The following is an 18,102-nucleotide window of genomic DNA, read 5'->3' as shown; positions in this document are numbered from 1 at the left end:
GAGAGGTAATCAAAGACCATCAGAATAAATAAGGAAAAGAGGTGACAGTAGTGGAAAATGAGAAGCAAAAGGAGAAGAATGAACTGACAGAGATTTTCTGCCTGCGTTTAAATCTGGAGCAGAAACGATATAAAAAACGGATGATGAAAATGAGTCCAGATGCAGTATTTGGTAAGGCATATGAGATCAACTGTATGCTTTCCATTTATGAAACGCTGATCGAGAAGTCAGAGAAGATGGAAACAGATATTCTGAAATGCCTGCTAGTAATTCCGGATATCCTGCATTTCTTTTACCGTAGGTGGATGAAAACAGGGGATTCGTTTCAGATGGAACTGGAAAGCAGCATGGAGCAGGGATTGAAAGAAATTGAAGCAATGTTGAATACAACAGAGGAGAAGGCTGCATGAAAAAGCGTGTCATTTGTGTACGGACCTGTATGGTGAGGGAAGGTTCTGTATTATATGGGAGTAAGGATGGAAAGAGAACGATCACATCACCAGAAGAGGCGGCTGAATTTGCTGCCTCTTTTTTCAAAGACTCAGATAAGGAAATGATCTATGTGTGTACTTTGAACGGGCATGGTGAGCCGGTGGCAATGGAAATGGTTGCAAAAGGCGGTGTGAATTACTGCCATGTAGATATGGCGCAGATTTACAAGACTGCGATCATCAGCAATGCTGCAGGTATCATCTGTTTTCATAACCATCCGTCAGGCAGTATAGAGCCAAGCAAGGAGGACAGACTGCTTACGGAAAAAATGAAAACAGCAGGAAGATATCTGGACATCCCACTGCGGGACCACATCATTATTGGTGGGGATGGAGCATTTTACAGCTTCAATGAAAATGAAGAAAAAACAGAATACAGCTATGAATAAATACAAGATCAGAAAATCGGAGGAAAAGATTATGGCAGCTAATATTGAGACAATGTTTTATGTAAGAGAAACCCCATGGCATGGATTAGGAACAAGAGTTCTTACGGCACCAGCATCTAAAGAAGCTCTGGAAGTAGCAGGGCTGAACTGGAAGGTAATCCAGGAGCCGGTATATACAGAAGAGAATGAACTAATCGAGGGATACAAGGTAAATGTAAGGGACAGTGACCGGAAGGTACTTGGAGTGGTAACAAACCGTTACAAAGTCATCCAGAATGAAGAAGCCTTCAGTTTTACGGACAGTCTGCTTGGAGAAGGTGTACGTTATGAGACAGCAGGTTCCTTGCAGGGAGGAAAAAAGGTATGGCTCCTTGCCAGAATGCCACAGGATTACATTATCACAGGGGAAAGGATCAGTCCGTATCTGGTATTTTCCAATACCCATGACGGCTCCGGTGCGATTAAGGTAGCATTAACTCCGATCAGGGTTGTGTGCAACAACACGCTTAACCTTGCTTTATCCTCTGCAAAACGTTCCTGGTCTATGATTCATACCGGAGATATACAGGGGAAACTGGAAGAAGCCAAGGATACGCTATTTAAGGCAGAAGCTTATATGGATGAGCTGGGAAAGGAAATTGAGGACCTGAGAATGAAGAGAATGTCAGATCAGCAGGTACTTGATTATATTGAGATTTTGCTGCCGCTGGATGAGAATATGACAGCACAGCAGAAGAAAAACATTATCCGTTTGCAGGAAGATATGAAGATACGTTATTTCGATGCCCCGGATTTAAAGGGTGTAGGAAAGAATGCCTACCGTTTTATCAATGCAGTATCCGATTTTGCCACACATGCAGCCCCTTTGAGAAAGACAGCGAATTATAAGGAAAATGTATTTTCAAGAACAGTGGAAGGCAATCCGTTGATTGACAAAGCGTACCAGATGGTATGTGCCGCATAGGGAGAATGTTATTAGAATAAAAGAAGAGAATCAGGAGGAACAGGATTATGAAACGGAATACAATACCAACAGCAAAAATGACAAGGGAAGAATGGTTACAGCTTAGAAGAAAAGGAATCGGAGGTTCGGATGCTTCGGTCATTATGGGGAAGAATCCATACAGAAGCATCTTGCAGCTCTGGGAAGAGAAGACTGGGAAACTGCCAGTCACAGATGATGGGAATGAGTATACCTACTGGGGAAATGTGATGGAGCCGATCATCCGTAAGGAATTTATGAACCGTACCGGATTGAAGGTACGTCAGAAACATGCAATGATCTTTCATAAAGATTATCCATATCTGTTTGCAGATGTAGATGGGATTGTTACGGATGAACGTGGCGAGAAATGTATCTTTGAAGCAAAGACAGCAAGCCAGTATAAGGCAGAACAGTGGGAAGACAGGGTACCGGAAGAATACATCTTACAGGTACAGCACTATCTGGAAGTGTGTGGGATGGACAAAGCATACATTGCAGCACTGATCGGCGGCAATAAGTTTGTGTTTCATACTATTTACAGGGACGATGAACTGATAAGGAACCTTGTCAGCAGGGAAAAAGATTTCTGGGAAGGCTGTGTGCTTACAGGTACGGAGCCTGTCATGGATGACTCCGATGCTACCAGGGATTATCTGAATCAAAAATATAGTGATCCCATTGAGGGTTCTATCCAGCTGCAGGAAGATATGAAGTCTGTGCTGGCTGAATATCAGGATGTTGACTGTAAGGTAAAAGAGCTGGAAAAGCAGAAAACAGGTCTTGCAAACCAGATCAAGGCGGCAATGGGAGAATATGAAACCGGGGAGGTGGATGGAACTGTTGTTTTATGGAAGAAGATCAGCAGGGAATCTCTGGACAGCAAAAGACTGCGCAAAGAACAGCCGGAGGTATTTGCAGAGTACAGTAATATCAGTTTTTATAGAAAGCTTTCAATCGCATAAAAAGAAAATCAGGAGGAAGGCATTATGGCAGAAAAAAAGATCAGGAATCTAAATCCTGAAGAGATAGAATGCCGCGTGGGAACCGTCATGGAGCAGGGGATTACTCTGCTCCTTTATAAAAATGCCAGGGTAGATCAGACAATACTGGATGAGGTATTTGGAATCTGCGGATGGCAGAGGAGACATAACATGATCGGCAGTGAGCTGTACTGCATCCTCAGTATCTGGGATGCTGAGAAACAGCAGTGGGTGCAAAAAGAGGATGTGGGAACAGAAAGTGATTACGAGAAAGCAAAAGGTGCGGCATCAGATTCATTTAAGAGGGCCTGCTTTAATATCGGGATTGGAAGGGAGCTGTATTCAGCTCCTTTTATTTATATTCCCATAAATAAAATTCTGGTGGGTGATAAAAATGGGAAGAAGTATGTAAAGGACAGATTTTCTGTGAAGAATATACACACTACTGCAGATAAGACGATCACAGATCTGGAGATCGTAAACCAGAGAGGGGAAACAGTATATACATATCGGACAGCTTCCGCATCCCGGCAGTCAATAGAAACAGACCAGAAGGAAGAGCAGGCAGAGCTGATATCAGATCAGGATATCCAGAACCTGTATGCAGAACTGGGAAGGACCGGAGTGACAGTACAGAAGATACTGAGCAGATATGGGATCACAAGTGTAAAGGAAATGGACCAGAATACCTATAAAAGAGCACTTAGTGGATTAAGGAGAACAAAAACAGCAGCATAAAGAAAAAGAAGTGGAGGAACAGAACATGATGGAGTATAGAGAGTTTGTAGAAGAGTTAATGACAGAGATCAAAGAAGAGACAGGATTAAAGGCAGAGTTTCATGAATCAGATGAGAAAATGCCACAGGACAGTATCTGGGTATATATGAGTGAAGATAATGGCAGTTCCAATATTGTACGGCTGTTTACAGCAGAATCTTATAACCAGTGGATACAGAGAAAAACAACATTCCCGGCGCTTATAAGGGACGTAAAGAAGTCAGTAAAAAACTTTGATGATATGTGCGTGCCGGATAAGCTAAAGAAATTAAAAGATTATGAGCAGGTAAAAGAAAACCTGTTTATCCGACTGATCAATTTTGAGAAGAATAAAACTGAGCTGGAAAAGGCTTTTTATAAGCGAAATGGAGATATTGCACTCACCCTGTATATGAAAATTTTTGATGAAGATGGGATGATGACCAGCCTTAAAGTACCATTACAATGTGTGGAAAGATGGGATTTGGAGAATGAGGATGTTTTTATGGCTGCCTTAAAGAATACTGCATCAATGATGCCGCCAAAAGTATATGACATGATGAAGATGCTCCTGAATCCTGAATATGATGGGGAAGATATTGATGCTCCTGATTATATCCCGTTTCAGGATGAAATGGGAAACTGCCTGAGTACAGGACAGAAAACAAATGGAGCGGTGGCAATATTCTATCCGGGTGTTGCAAGATTATTCTGCGATAAAATAAATACAGATGAACTGTATCTGGTATTCACAAGTATACATGAGGTGATGGTACATAATGCAAGGATGATAGAACCAGAAGATCTGGCATCAGTGCTGAACGATACCATAAAGGAAGCAACTCCGGAAGATGATGTGCTTACTAAGCATATTTATTATTATAATGCAAAGACAGATCAGATTGAGATGTTATTAAGAGAATAATAATTTCTAATAGTGATTAGGGACAAGGGGGAGCACCCCCTTGCACCCCCCTTTTTTAGATAACAATAAAGAATATTATTGGCAAGATTCCGAAATATATTCTGATATATAGTAGGATATGAAAAATATCGTTGATTATATTGCAGTGTTACTATTGTGAAATGAAAGCAAGATATAATATAAGTGGTATAAGAACATTGGAACACTGGAACATTGGAACATAAAACATGAGGAAGGAGAAGGTGGTTGCTGAAAATTTTATACGATACAGAACAATATAGTTCTGTATCGCATCAGACTGTAGACAAAGTCTATTTTGGCAAAGATTCCAAGAAGCAGTTCTCCTGGCCTTTTTTGAACGCAAAGATTTTTTGGATTTCTTTCTGTCAGAAAAGTCAGCTCGGTATGATTCTGGACACAGGCTGCGGTCTGGTTTCCTGATTCAGGTGCTTTGCAGCGCATCTATCTGTCAATCCGCGCCTGACACCGGTCACTTCCATGAGCTTGCATGACTGATTCTGAGTATCCATCGCTATAATCAGGAAGAGAGATTCCGACAGGATGCTTCCACCGTCGGGTAGCGCTTTATGTCCGTATGCGGGATGAATTTTGCTGCCTGCATGCGAATCAGAAAATCCGGAATGGATGCAAATTGTACGCAGTAAAGATTTTCTGTAAAATATTGAATATCGTCCATTCTGGTGCGGTCAAGCAGCAGAATACGGGCACCGTCCAGAGAGGCGTTGGAGATACAGGTGTATTTCTCACGGGGCTGATCCGGAAAGATGCCGATCGTGATGGCGGATTCCAGATTAGAATGAGCACTAAAAGCACCAGACAGATAAAAATGGGAAATATCTGTCTCCAGACATCCTGCTGACTCAAGCAGACAGTCCATCATGGTGTAGGCAGCGGCTTTGGTATCCAAATATTGTTTAATATCCGTCTGTGAGAAATACAGTGGTTCTCCGCTCCCGGACTCTTCGGCAGTGGCATAGACGGCGGCATACTCCTGTTCCTCCTCCAGATATATGATCCGCGGAGTGACATCTGGATTCAATGTGCCCGCAATATTGATCCATCCATGAAGTCTCATTTGGGCCAGTAGATCGATAATGCCGGAACCGCAGATGCCCACCGGGCGGCTTCCGTCGATCGTGGTAAAGGTCAGGTCTTTGCCGTGGATCGTCACTGTATCTATGGCACCCTTCCCGGCCTGCATACCGAAACGGCTGATATAGCCTTCCAGAGCCGGACCTGCGGCACCAGCGCCGGCTAACATCCATTCGCGGTTGCCGATAACGAGTTCTCCGTTGGTACCGATGTCGAAGAACAGGAGGGTGTCTTCACTTTGGCGGATATCCAGATTCAGAAGTCCGCTTACAATATCTCCCCCCACATAATTGGAGGCAGAGGGGATGATGTAGAGCATTCCGGAAAAATCAAGTCCCAGTTCGCTTCCCCATAACCATCCGGGCTCTGTAGTGACCGGCGCGAAGGGAGAGGAAAATACGGTCCATGCATTCAGCTTTAGAAGAAAATGAATCATGGTCGTGTTGCCGGAGACGATCATGATCGGACAGCTGCGGACTTTGATGTCGGTCTGCGAAGCCAGCTGTCCGATCAGAGACTGAAAGGTTTCAACCGTGACTTTCTGAAGGTCATCCGCATGTCCGGAATCCTCCATGGTATACGTGATGCGAGTGAGAATATCGGTTCCGTAGGTGCGCTGCTCGTTGGTGCCGCGTACCTGTGCAACGACAGCCCCGGTATTTAAGTCGACCAGCTGCATGACAATAGTGGTGGAACCGTAGTCCACAGCAAGTCCATAGTGCATCTGCCGTGTGTCTCCGGCCTCCACATCGGTCACGATCCAGTCCTTTTCCCTGTATACCAGCGTTACTGTGATGTGATAATCACATTCTCTGCACAGGGGGTAAAGCTTTTGCAATATGTGAAGAGGGATTTTGGCATTCTTATATCCAACGTCGGACAACGTCTGACAGATCCTATGCTGGTCACTTTTCGTATCTTCTTCCGTGGGAGGAGTGATCTCAAGATATACTTTTTCACTGAAACATTTCATTTTCATGCCTCCTATGTTAATCGATGCGCCGTTTTGGCAGGTTATCAGAAATACCACCGGCCATTATCGATAGCTGGTCTCTTAATCAATAATTTGCATTTGAAATGGATATCATTCTCTTTTACAGGAACATTCTTTCCTTCTTTACATTCTGGGCATTGAACAATTTTTCCATTTTTCAAGTCTTTGAGCATGCCATCAATGGTTTCCTTTTTCATCGTACTTCTTCCATGATTGTTGGGGATTTTGTTCTATCACGGAATTATTATACTCCTTAAATCATCACTGGTCAATGTCCTCCCTTTTATGCGGAATAATAAAGATCGTCGCTTTTTAAGGAGAAAATGAGAAGTAGGAAGCGGATTTGTGAGAAAACCCAATCATATGGAGCAGGGGATACGTGGTTGGTTAAATGCACCAATACTACGTCGGAAATGATCTAAGGAAAAAGAAAAACATCGCTGCCATGACAGCGATGTTTCAGACTGTAGACAAAGTCCCGGCGAAAGCCGGGCTTTTCTATGTTTACGACCGTTTTTCTGGTATAATACAAATATCAGAAGGGCGGTGTTTTTTATGATGACAAAAAATTCAGATAAAAAAAGGGAACAGATGATAATGCTCTGTATGGATGATATGGTTCCCCAAAACCATATGCTGCGTTTAAATGATAAAGCCATTGACTGGACTTTTATATATGAGCTTGTAGAAGAAAAATACTGCCCTGATAACGGAAGGCCCAGTATGGACCCTGTCATGCTGATTAAGATTCCCTTCATTCAATATCTTTATGGAATCAAAAGTATGAGGCAGACCATCAAAGAGATAGAAGTAAACGTTGCTTACAGATGGTTCCTCGGATTAGACATGCTGGATCCTGGCCCTCATTTTTCAACCTTTGGGAAAAACTACACCCGCCGTTTTAAGGACACAGATCTTTTTGAGCAGATCTTTGCGAAAATATTAGAAGACTGCATGAAATTTAAACTGGTGGACACCGATCAGATCTTTGTGGATTCTACTCATGTGAAAGCATGTGCAAACAGCAAAAAAATGCGAAAAAGAGTTGCACATGAACAGGCCCTTTGGTATGAAGAAAAATTACAGAAGGGATTAAAACGCAGAAATGCAGTACCAGTGATCCGGAAAGCGGCTGGTTCCGTAAAGGCGAGCATAAACATGTTTTCGCCTATGCAGTGGAAACAGCTTGTGATAAACACGGCTGGATCCTGGGATACAGCATTCATCCGGGGAATGAACATGACAGCCGGACATTCAAAACACTTTATGACAAGATAAAGATCTATTCACCGGCTATGATCATTGCAGATGCCGGTTACCGTACACCAGCAATCGCCCATGAATTGTTAGAAGATGGTATCGAGCCTCTGTTCCCATACAAGAGGCCAATGACAAAGGAAGGGTTTTTCCGAAAATATGAGTATGCATATGATGAGTACTATGACTGCTACATATGTCCGGAAAACCATATATTATCCTATCAAACGACAAACAGAGAGGGGTATAGGGAATACGTAAGCTGCGGAGAAATATGTGCCAGTTGCCCCAATCTTCATAGATGTACGGAAAGTAAAGAACACATAAAAGTGGTTACCCGCCATGTGTGGGAAGAATATATGGAGAAAGCGGAGGATATCAGGCATACACTTGGCACTAAACAGATATATGACCTAAGAAAGGAAACAATCGAGAGGATTTTCGGAACAGCCAAGGAACAACATGGATTTCGTTATACACAATACATAGGGAGAGCCCGGATGGAAATGAAAGCGGGGCTTACTTTTGCATGTATGAACCTGAAAAAACTGGCCAGGATACTGGACAAAAGGGAAGAAAGAATATCGACTATCCATAATATTGAGCGGTTATTAAAGGAAAAGACATTTTTAAAAAAAAGTGGTGCTGGAGATTATCTCCAGCACCAACTTTGTCTACAGTCTGATACGATACAGAACAATATAGTTCTGTATCGCATAATAGCATTATAAATGTGTATTTTTTATCATGTGGTGTTCATTAAAATGTATGGAATATGTTTGATGAGAATATTGCATAGAGGATAATAAGAATTTTTTTGCAGATTAAAAGTATTTGAAAAGAAGCAACGAATATATGTATTGAAAATGCAGAGAATATCAATAGTATTGGGACTTATTATATTTCAGATAATGGATTGCTCATGGAAAATGGAAAGTATAAATGGTAAAGGAAATATGAAAATGTAATAGGATAGATTTTTTTCAATACTGTAAACGATAGTGGAAAAGAATATATTCGGGGTTTATAATGAAAGTAGGAAAATTATGGATTATGGATATGCTCGTGTGAGTAGCACAGAACAGAATCTCGACAGGCAGATTCTGGCTTTGAAAGAGTTTGTTTCAGATGAGAATATTGTAGTAGATAAGGCAAGTGGAAAGAATATACATCGTGAGGGCTACCAGGCATTAAAGGGAATATTTGGGCTGAGAGAAGGAGATACATTGTATGTGACTTCACTGGATCGTTTGTCTAGAAATAAGGAAGATATTAAGCAGGAACTGCAATGGTTCAAAGAGAAGAAAATCAGATTGAAAATCCTTGATCTGCCGACATCATTGGTGGAAGTTCCAGAGGGACAACAATGGATTTTGGAAATGATACAGAATGTTCTGATAGAAGTCTTGTCAAGTATCGCGGAGCAGGAAAGACTGACAATACATAAACGACAGAGAGAGGGAATAGACGCTGCAAAGAAAGCAGGGAAGCATCTTGGCAGACCGGTATTATCTGTCCCAGATAACTTTGCTGAAGTGTATTTTCGATGGAAAAAAGGAGACATAACGGCACGAAAAGCGATGGAGATGTTGGGAATGAAAAGCGCAAGCTTCTATCGGAAAGTGAAAGAATTTGAGAAAAAATGAATCAAAAAGTCAGTTTGTTTTGAGACATATTTCAAAAAGAAAATCAGACCTTTTGATACACCGGAACTGATGTAGAAACTGGTGTATCAAAAGGTAGAGGTTATGACATAACGTGATGTGTAGAAGCAAGTGTGCCCAGAAATTAGAAAATAAAAAATAGAAAAAGAACAAAAAGCAGGAAAAAACATGCCTTTTTGATGAAAAATTTAAAAAAGTTTCCAAAAAACTGGGCACAATCAGCAACGAGATGCTATTTAGGTGTTCTGGTTTTATATGATAAATCCATTAATTTTAAAAGCTCACGACAGTCATTAAGTGCGGTCAAGGCTGATTCATATTCTTCTTCAGATGAAGAAATATGCTTGGTAAGCAGATTCTCAAAACGATTTAATGCGTCATGAATTTTAAGCAGAGTATTAGGATTGTATGCAACATAGTTAGTGGGAATATCCAGCATTTTCAGATAGAAACTAGTAACAGTAAAAAGGAACTGGATATTCTGACTACTGCATATTTTATCTTTCCATTCCAGATATAATTCATTATAAGTATGAGAAAAATTGATATATGTATCTGCAGATGGAATTAAGTGACAATATACAAAGGGATGATAACTTTGCATTAGTATATGGAAGAAACGTTGCAGGTCAGCTTTAAATTTTAAGTCATAGGATGCCACAGGACTTCCCTTTAGTACGTGATAGTATTCTTCACCGAATTTTATGTAATGCATTTTGTATTCTGGATAAAATACAGCCGAGAGATAGTGATAAATCATATTCACATAACAAGTGGTTGTTTCCGGTAAAGAGTTCTGGGAAGAACATTTTACCATTTGAGTAAGCGTTGCTATGTAAGAAGAGCATACTTTATCCAGAGGAATACTATAGGCAAGATGTAATTTAATATCTTTATAAATCTGCATAATGAATCGGTCAAATGTAATCATAAATATATTAGAAACCTGTTTTCCTATGTTAAAAAAATCTATAGGATTTTTAAGATTAACCCAATCAGGTAATTGCGCAAAGCTGGAAAGCTGTTTATCTACACTTTTTGTAATGTGATCTTTATCACCACCAAATGTACAATAGAGTGAGAGTTCAACAGAGTCTGTTGACACTGTCTGTATTGGCGTAAGCTTTTGACTTATTTCATTATTATGATTTGATGTAATATATAATTCCTTACTTAAGTCATCTGAAAATTTTTGGTGTCCAAGACTGGAATAGTATAGGATTGCATCTGAAAGAAAGCTGTTCCATGAATCAATGCGGATTTGGTCGTTTTGCGATGGACGTGATTTTAATTTAATAGTATCATGTTGAAAATGAAAAAGAGAGTTATAAATAGCGCAATATACTAAAGCGGAATTTTCAGCCGAGATTTTGATAGCCATGGACTGATATATAACTTTACGGAATTTTTCTTCATAATCTAAAAAAGTGAGGGGGTATTTGTTGAGTATAGTTTCTGCAAGTATGGTTGGCATAGATATTATTGTCCGTTCCTTATCGTTAAACTGAAGAAGTCCGTATTCTATTGCCGTATGTATAGTTTTAAAATCAACGATTGTTTTTAAATATGTCATAGGAATTGAATATCTTGTCCATAATGCCAGTTCGGATAAATTATTGTTCATAAACCGTTCAGGGAAATCTGACAGCATTCTTTGTAATATTGTAGTTATATACACTCCGGTTTTATCTGAAGATTTGTAAAAACTATGTGTTTTCGGAAGATTCTTTTCATGCCAAATCCATGTCTTGGAATCTAAAAGAGCTGCTTTTAAACTTAGCCTTTTATTTGAATCAGATTTTTTCAGCATTTTGGCAATTAAAGAGATTGCCAAAGGATTGTAGCTGACTCTGGAGCAAAGAGTCTTGAAGTCATCATCAGAAAAAAGTTTGCTCTTAGGAAGCAGTTTACTAAATATTCTTTTCAGAACAAGTACATCATATTTGGCAAGTTGGACTGAAACTCTGGAGTTATCTATTGGAGTACGCGTAATGATAATATATTTAATTTTTGTAGGTTCCAAATACTGACTAATAAAGTCAAAATCTTCCTTTTGTAAGAAAGGGCAGTTAATAATTACGATAGCAGGTGTGACCTTTTGCTTTAGAAGGTCGCATTTTTTGTTTAAATCAGTAACTTCATTTCCTAAAAAGGTGAGAGATTTAGAGAATGCCGCCTTTAGTGAAGAGTCCGATGAAGTTACATCTAACCATGCTATATTGTATGGAAGATAGCTGCGATGGGATAGAGCATAATCGAGATAATGCCGTACCAGTTGCTTTTTTCCCATGCCGGGGAAACCACTTACAAATACAATATTTGATTCTTTTAGGCTATTACGTAATTTGTCATTCTTTTCAGACCAAGGAACATAGTAATCAATGGTCGTTTGTGTATATTTAGGAAATATGGCAGTATCAGCAGTGCCAAAAAAATGTAAACGTATCAAAGCCTTGATTTGATCGTTGAAGTTGTTTAAGGGAGAGCGGGGAAAATATTCGGTGTATAACGCGGAAATGTTTGCAATAAGCCTTTCAGATTCAGAGGTAGTTAGATCTCTGTCAAGACCATAAAAAAGGCTAAGTCTGGAAAGCCCCCAGTCATCAGAAGCTGCAAGATAATTTAAAATAGTTTGAGAAGGCGTTCTGTTTCCATTAGCTATTTCCTGAAGCATAGTTTCAGACAAGGCATCTTGAGCATATGATTTGGAAGAATGTTGAGGAATATTGACATTATTATCACGTAAATCAGTTTCTTCTAATTTGTCTCCAAGAAGAAAATTCATACAGTCAATTGTGGAAATGTGATAAGGCGTAGATTGTTTTAAAATTTGTAAAATTTTACCAAGAATGTTTTTATTAGACATTTATGTTCTCCTTTGAAAAAGATGTTTGAAACCCTTGAAAATACTAGGAAAAATGGGTGCAAGATTGTCGCACCTGCATGTGACATTTGGAGGGGGGATTTTATGATATCTTGTAAATGTAACCGAAAACCACATGAGGAAAAGGAGAAAAAATGAACAATAATTGTTATGAAAACAGTGTACCACAGAATGATCCACGTTTCAATCGAGAGTTTGCAAAAATGTTTGCGAATAAACAGCTCCAGGTAGATTATGACGCAATAAAAGAATTGAATCGTCAGGAAGTCAGTGAAAATCGTAAAAAACAGGTAGATGCGGTGACAATCAAGGAGAATGGTACTCTGGTAATTGAAACACTTCATTTGCAGATTCCTACGACAGCCAGGAAGGTTTGTAATTTTTGTAATCCACACCTGACACGCCTGATCTCTGAAGCGGATATAGAAACAATATGGAAATTTACCTGCAAGATTGAAGAAGAAGATGTCGAGATTTACATAAAAGATAGTACAGCGGGAGATCCAGAGTATCTGTTACGAAAATTCAATGCAGCGGGTTGTGATATTTATGCAAGAAGCAGACGACTGCAGAAGGAATATCTGCTCAAGATATGGAGTGCCGTGCATAATACTGGAAAATGCGAAATGATGATTCCATGTAACCATGGATGGTGGAAAGATAGAGATGGAAGTTGGAGATTCGCAGATCAATCTCAGAAAATATGGGAGGAGGTCAAAAAATGCTCAAAATAGATGATATTAACATATTACGGATGGTTTTTGGAATCGCATTTTTGCGACCATTGTTGAATGATGTAAATGCCGACATCGACCAGGGGATTATTGTGTTGCTGGACTCTGGTGCACAGGCAAGAGCTTGGGCTTTGGAATGTGAACATCGAATGGATGCGAAACTGATTACTGAATTAGGAAAGTCTGATGCAAGGAATTATCAGGCAGGTGTGCATGTACTGAAAAATTGCGATACCGTTGATGCAGTAGAAGACTTTTTATCAGAACGAAAATTTCTGCCAATTCTGGCAGTAGGAGGGATTCTTCCGTTTTCCTTAAGAGAAGATCATTACATTATCAGACTCAGAGATATAAAAAATATATCTGAATTTTCTGATGATTATGAATACTTTTGCAAATTCTGCATTGCAAACGCTGGATTTATTGAAAATATAATAAAAAATTATGTGAATAAAAAAGAGCTAACCGCTTTTCTGACATTTGAAACGATTGGCCTTGTATGGGACAATTATTACTACAATACACAGCGTAAGGAATGCTCAAAAGATTTCTGGAAGAAATACAGGCAGGACATTAGCAGATTTATGGAAAGCCAGGAAGATTATGAGGACTGTTATGACGTAGAAGATGAAATTCGTTCGCTTGTATGGAAGTTCCTGGAACAATCAACGGTGCAAACTTGTGCTGTAGAGTCCGTGAGTAGGGAAATGTATCAGGCAGTGAGAGATAATAAGGCGATTCTGTACGACGATGAATATTACTATTTTTCGGAACGTTTGGTAAAGAAAATGGTTCAGCCATTGATGGACACAATGTCAATTGGCGAGTTGAAAAAACTTCTGAAAGATCAGGATATTATCATCTGCAATGGAGCAGGTTACACGATAAAAAAAAGATTCACAACGGTTTTCGGCTATTACGATCGCATGCGTGCAATAAAAATTAGAAAAAATACGTTGATGTCGGATGAGGGTTTACTGCTTGAAGATTGCTATGAGTATAAGCCAAGTGACGACGAATTTTAATAAGGAGATGAATTTGATGAGTGGAACAAGGTACGTAGGAAACTTACAGAATGGAGATAGGGTAAAAATTTCTTCAGATTCTCCAAACAAAAGTATTGTTATCTCAGGAATCAGCGGAACTGGAAAATCACAGAGAATTTGTGATCTTGAGAAAAACATAATTGCTGAAGGAAGCACTGTGATTGTATTAGATTTAGATGGATCACATTACAATGTAGGAAATGAAAACATCATCTCGGCTCGTGAGGATGGAATTGCGCTGAATTTCTTGGACGTAAAAATTCTTAACAAACCATCAGATGAAATTTCAGAATATCAGGCAGAGATTGCAAATCTCTTACTTTCGGTAACAAAAGCGGGGGACAGACAGAGAGCATTGCTCAGAGATACAATTTTATGGGCATTGAAACATAAAAACAATTTTGAAAATGATTTTTCTGCTATCGAAACTGGACTCGAAGAGATCGGAACAGAGAAAGCATTGGGAGTTCGTGATAAAATTTGGCCTCTGCTTAAATGCCGGGTTTTTAGGGAAAGCAAAAAAACTATTCAGAAAGGCAAGGTGAATGTAATTTCTTTTGAGAGCTTTGATACAGATCTGACAAAGGTTTTAGTGGAGATTTTTTTAAAAAATCTCTGGAAAGAAGCTCGTAGAATGAAGGAAAACAAGATCACAGTGGTGATTGATGAGTTTCAGAATCTGATTTTGGGAAGAAAATCATCAATTGAACAGATACTCCGAGAAGGCAGAAAATACGGAATTGATATACTCTTAGCAACGCAGACATTAGCAACCTTTTCAAAAGCAACGTTAGTTGCTTTAAATCAAGCAGCTGTGAGACTGTATTTTCGCCCAGCAGTAAGTGAGACAAAAATGCTTGCTCAGCAAATTGACGGTACAAATGTAGAACGTTTAATTTTAACGCTTAAGCATTTAAAAGTAGGAGAATCTGTGGCAATCGGTGATTTAGAGATTGCGGGTAAGCATATTGAAAGACCAATTGTTGTGCGGACAGACTACAGAAAAAAGAATGGTTACGATATCAGGAGGTAGCGATATGAATAGGATTACATATGACAAGCAGAACGGTAATAAGCTTATAGAAAAGGCAATCTCTGCGAGGAAGCCAATGACAGACAAGATGTATGATACAGTTAAAATCAAGCGGAACGGCATGCAGATCAGCTTTGAATTTCCACCAAAGTCAGCGAGAGATGAACTGATCGAGCAGGAAGTGAAAGACATCATTTCAGGAGAACTGAAAGAGAAATCCCGCAAGATTTACATCAGTTAAGGCCAATGGGGCAGGAAATTTTCCTGCCCCTGTATTTTTTAGGAGGATAAATCCAATGAAGAGAGTCAGAATGCTTCTCCGTGTAAGCTCCAACCAGCAGCTGGAAGCGGACGGAGATTTAAGTGTGCAGAGACAGCTTGTGAAAGATTACATATTCAGCCAGTCTGACTGGCAACTGGATGAAAAGGAATATTTCGAGGGCAGTAACAGTGGTTACAAGAATGCAGTGGCAGACAGAAATATTCTGCAGGAAGCACTGCAGGACGCAAAAGCGAAGGAATATGACATCCTGGTTGTATACAAGGATGACCGTATGGGCAGGCGTATGTGGGAAATCGGCGCATATGTTATGAGCTTGAAAAGTTTTGGCGTGGATATTTATACAGTTAAAGATGGCTGCATTTCCCCGGAATCTGATGATATCATGGGTCAGATGATGCTGGCATTGAGATATGGAAATGCCCAGAAAAGCAGTTCCGATACAGGAATGCGTGTAAAGGATACTGCACAGAAGCTGGTGCAGAAAGGTAAATTCATGGGTGGAAAGGCTCCATACGGATATAAGCTGGAACTTTCCGGGGAAGTCAGCAAACATGGCCGTGCTTTGCATCATTTGGTGGTTGTGCCGGAGCAGGCAGAAGTGGTAAAATATATTTATGAACTTTCTTTACATAAAGAATTTGGAGCGGCGAAGATTGCCAGGATTCTGAATGAGCATGAGGTTTATAAGAACAGAGCACCCAGAGATGTCTGGAAGTGTGGTACGATTGTCAGTATTCTTACAAATCCAATTTATGCAGGCTATACAGCCTATAAGCGGAGAGAACGGATTGATGGCAGATATCACAAGCTGGAAAGCAGAGACTGGGTATATGCCGAGAAGCCTGATCCTGAAATTACGATTATAGATGAGAATGTGTGGAACCGAACACAGGATACCAGAAAACAGAGAGGTGACAAATATATTAAATCTCCGGAAAATAAGGATGTCACTATAATAAGAAGAAACAGTGGGATGCTTGCACTGATTGATGTTCTTCACTGTGGTTACTGTGGACGAAAAATGACAAATGGCAGCAGATATAATTACTGGACGATTAAGGATACAGGAGAAAGGCGTACCAGTAAGATAGCTATTTATAAATGCCAGAATGCCTGGAGCGGGGTTCCCCATAACAAAACCAGTCAGTATCGCGCAGATCAGATTGAACCTATGGTATTTGAGGCACTTGCTGAATATATCGGAAAGCTTCAGGAGAATGAGAATGTATTTACTCAGATTGAGGAAAATCAGAACCGGCAGAAAGTAATCAAGCAGTCGGAACTGGACAGGGAGCAGAGTGAACTGAAAAATATCCAGAATAAGATTGCAGTTATGGAGAGCAACATTCCAAATGCCATGACAGGAGATTATCCTTTAAGTCTGGAGGAACTGGCAGATATCATCAGGAAGCATAGGGAACTGGAAAAGAAGCATAAAAGGATTGTAGAAGAAAAGGAAGCAGAACTGGACGCAATGAAAGTTTCCATGGATGACTGGGAGAACATCAGAAGCAGGATTCCCACATGGCAGGATGTGTTCTGGAATGCAGATACTACAACAAAGAGAGTGCTTGTAGATAAGCTGATCGAGAGAATTGATATTACCAGAGATAATATCAATATCCGCTTCAAAATCAATCTGAATGACTTCTTCACCCTACCCCGAATTACTGACTATCACGACGTACCGGAATAAAGGCAAGGATTATACCATTACTTCGTCTACTGCCTATGATCATAAATGGATTCGTGGCAGGAATATATTTGACAGCATTGACCGGATCGTGGATGAGCTTTTTGAAAATTATCTTTCCAGACCAAATGTAAGGCAGCCGATTCTGACACAGTATTGTGATGGAAAACAGGTTCAGTGCCGTAACAGAGGATGGATGACGCAATGGGGAAGTAAAGCACTGGGGGATCAGGGATATTCTGCTATCGAAATACTGAGAGCATTTTATGGGAATGATATGTATATCAATGTGGCAGAAGCTGTTTCGGGTGTTCCTGCATCCTGGCCGGGATTTGATCTGACTTTGGGCGTATCTGGCAGCAAGGTGATACAAATCCAGGAACAGCTGAATGTGATAGCGGATGCTTATCCGGTACTTCCCAAAGTGATGGTGGATGGAATATACGGTAAGGAAACCCAAAATGCAGTTCGTATTTTTCAGGGCATTTTTGGTTTGGGAGAAACAGGGATTGTAGATTATCCCACCTGGTATAAAATTCAGGAAATCTATGTGGCAGTAAGCAGGATTGCCGAACTTAACTGAATCAAGTAAGTCCCCTGCGGGGGTGCGAAAAGCAATAAGCAGTGGGTGGGGACTTGCTTGTATCAGAAGGAGTGCAAGCTCCTTCTGATAAACTGCGGAGCAGTTATTCAGTTATGAGCAAGTAGCGAAGCAGATTGCGAATATCCGCTTGACCTGAATCAAGTACGTCTCCTGCTTCAATTGCGAATATCCGCTTGACATGAGTCATGGGTATGGGAGTCCGGGAAAATAAAAAAGGAAAATTCGTAGCAGAGACAGATGGCTTTTTCCAGTCTGTTATGTTATAATCGAC

General features: G+C 40.2%; 16 protein-coding genes and 2 pseudogenes. 15 read left to right on the top strand and 3 right to left on the bottom strand.

Annotated features, from left to right (window positions below; all coding sequences use genetic code 11):
- The first annotated feature begins 50 nt into the window (after window positions 1–50).
- The 7 genes from ACTNC6_RS05970 to ACTNC6_RS05940 all read left to right on the top strand — a co-directional run bounded on the left by ACTNC6_RS05970 (window position 51) and on the right by ACTNC6_RS05940 (window position 4,967).
- The gene (locus tag ACTNC6_RS05970) at window positions 51–410 is read left to right on the top strand and encodes a hypothetical protein (protein ID WP_441043452.1); all 360 of its coding nucleotides are present in this window, start codon (window positions 51–53) and stop codon (window positions 408–410) included.
- Window positions 407–880 carry a JAB domain-containing protein gene (locus tag ACTNC6_RS05965; protein WP_441043451.1) on the top strand — a complete coding sequence of 158 codons (474 nt, stop codon included), beginning with the start codon at window positions 407–409 and terminating at the stop codon, window positions 878–880. Before ACTNC6_RS05970 ends, ACTNC6_RS05965 begins: the two co-directional genes overlap by 4 nt.
- Before the next feature lie 31 nt (window positions 881–911).
- Window positions 912–1,844, top strand: a complete 933-nt coding sequence (locus ACTNC6_RS05960) for a DUF932 domain-containing protein (RefSeq protein WP_441043450.1) — start codon at window positions 912–914, stop codon at window positions 1,842–1,844.
- 47 nt (window positions 1,845–1,891) lie between these two features.
- On the top strand, window positions 1,892–2,827 hold the full coding sequence (locus tag ACTNC6_RS05955; protein WP_441034488.1) for a YqaJ viral recombinase family protein: 936 nt from the start codon (window positions 1,892–1,894) through the stop codon (window positions 2,825–2,827).
- Window positions 2,828–2,851: 24 nt separating this feature from the next.
- On the top strand, window positions 2,852–3,583 hold the full coding sequence (locus ACTNC6_RS05950) for a hypothetical protein (RefSeq protein ID WP_441034487.1): 732 nt from the start codon (window positions 2,852–2,854) through the stop codon (window positions 3,581–3,583).
- 25 nt (window positions 3,584–3,608) lie between these two features.
- A complete protein-coding gene (locus tag ACTNC6_RS05945) occupies window positions 3,609–4,526 on the top strand; it encodes a DUF5688 family protein (protein WP_441043449.1) in 918 nt (305 codons plus the stop codon).
- 246 nt (window positions 4,527–4,772) lie between these two features.
- Window positions 4,773–4,967: a hypothetical protein gene (locus ACTNC6_RS05940; protein ID WP_320813874.1), complete on the top strand. Its 195-nt coding sequence runs from the start codon at window positions 4,773–4,775 to the stop codon at window positions 4,965–4,967.
- Between the two features lie 97 nt (window positions 4,968–5,064).
- Here the strand turns inward: ACTNC6_RS05940 and ACTNC6_RS05935 are convergent, their stop codons facing one another.
- Together ACTNC6_RS05935 and ACTNC6_RS05930 are read right to left on the bottom strand one after the other, a co-directional pair.
- Window positions 5,065–6,612 (bottom strand): ASKHA domain-containing protein, encoded by a 1,548-nt coding sequence (locus tag ACTNC6_RS05935; protein WP_441034485.1) that lies wholly within the window; start codon window positions 6,610–6,612, stop codon window positions 5,065–5,067.
- Window positions 6,613–6,656: 44 nt separating this feature from the next.
- Window positions 6,657–6,830 carry a hypothetical protein gene (locus ACTNC6_RS05930; RefSeq protein WP_441043448.1) on the bottom strand — a complete coding sequence of 58 codons (174 nt, stop codon included), beginning with the start codon at window positions 6,828–6,830 and terminating at the stop codon, window positions 6,657–6,659.
- A 358-nt stretch (window positions 6,831–7,188) separates the two neighbouring features.
- Between ACTNC6_RS05930 and ACTNC6_RS05925 the strand changes: the two are divergent.
- Window positions 7,189–8,575 (top strand): annotated as a pseudogene (locus tag ACTNC6_RS05925) (transposase).
- Between the two features lie 361 nt (window positions 8,576–8,936).
- Window positions 8,937–9,536, top strand: a complete 600-nt coding sequence (locus tag ACTNC6_RS05920; protein ID WP_441043447.1) for a recombinase family protein — start codon at window positions 8,937–8,939, stop codon at window positions 9,534–9,536.
- Window positions 9,537–9,786: 250 nt separating this feature from the next.
- On the opposite strand, the gene ACTNC6_RS05915 is transcribed toward ACTNC6_RS05920, so the two are convergent.
- Complete coding sequence (locus tag ACTNC6_RS05915) at window positions 9,787–12,420, bottom strand: hypothetical protein (protein WP_441043446.1); 2,634 nt, start codon at window positions 12,418–12,420, stop codon at window positions 9,787–9,789.
- A 152-nt stretch (window positions 12,421–12,572) separates the two neighbouring features.
- Between ACTNC6_RS05915 and ACTNC6_RS05910 the strand changes: the two genes are divergently transcribed.
- The 6 genes and pseudogenes from ACTNC6_RS05910 to ACTNC6_RS05885 form a co-directional block, all read left to right on the top strand.
- Entirely contained in the window at window positions 12,573–13,172 is a 600-nt protein-coding gene (locus ACTNC6_RS05910) for a hypothetical protein (RefSeq protein ID WP_441043445.1), read from the top strand.
- The gene (locus tag ACTNC6_RS05905; protein WP_441043444.1) at window positions 13,160–14,197 is read left to right on the top strand and encodes a hypothetical protein; all 1,038 of its coding nucleotides are present in this window, start codon (window positions 13,160–13,162) and stop codon (window positions 14,195–14,197) included. The genes ACTNC6_RS05910 and ACTNC6_RS05905 overlap by 13 nt, the downstream gene beginning before the upstream one ends.
- A 16-nt stretch (window positions 14,198–14,213) precedes the next feature.
- Window positions 14,214–15,251, top strand: coding sequence for an ATP-binding protein (locus ACTNC6_RS05900; protein ID WP_441043443.1), 1,038 nt, complete (start codon window positions 14,214–14,216; stop codon window positions 15,249–15,251).
- A 4-nt stretch (window positions 15,252–15,255) separates the two neighbouring features.
- Entirely contained in the window at window positions 15,256–15,492 is a 237-nt protein-coding gene (locus ACTNC6_RS05895) for a hypothetical protein (protein WP_441043442.1), read from the top strand.
- Between the two features lie 55 nt (window positions 15,493–15,547).
- Entirely contained in the window at window positions 15,548–17,230 is a 1,683-nt protein-coding gene (locus ACTNC6_RS05890; protein ID WP_441043441.1) for a recombinase family protein, read from the top strand.
- Window positions 17,220–17,810: pseudogene (locus tag ACTNC6_RS05885) on the top strand (peptidoglycan-binding protein); the annotation flags it as partial. The gene ACTNC6_RS05890 and the pseudogene ACTNC6_RS05885, both read left to right, overlap by 11 nt.
- Window positions 17,811–18,102 lie beyond the last annotated feature (292 nt).

This window comes from Blautia sp. HCP3S3_C4, assembly GCF_052064095.1.
GTDB lineage: Bacteria > Bacillota > Clostridia > Lachnospirales > Lachnospiraceae > Blautia_A.
This window is presented reverse-complemented; position numbering and strand designations above follow the sequence as displayed.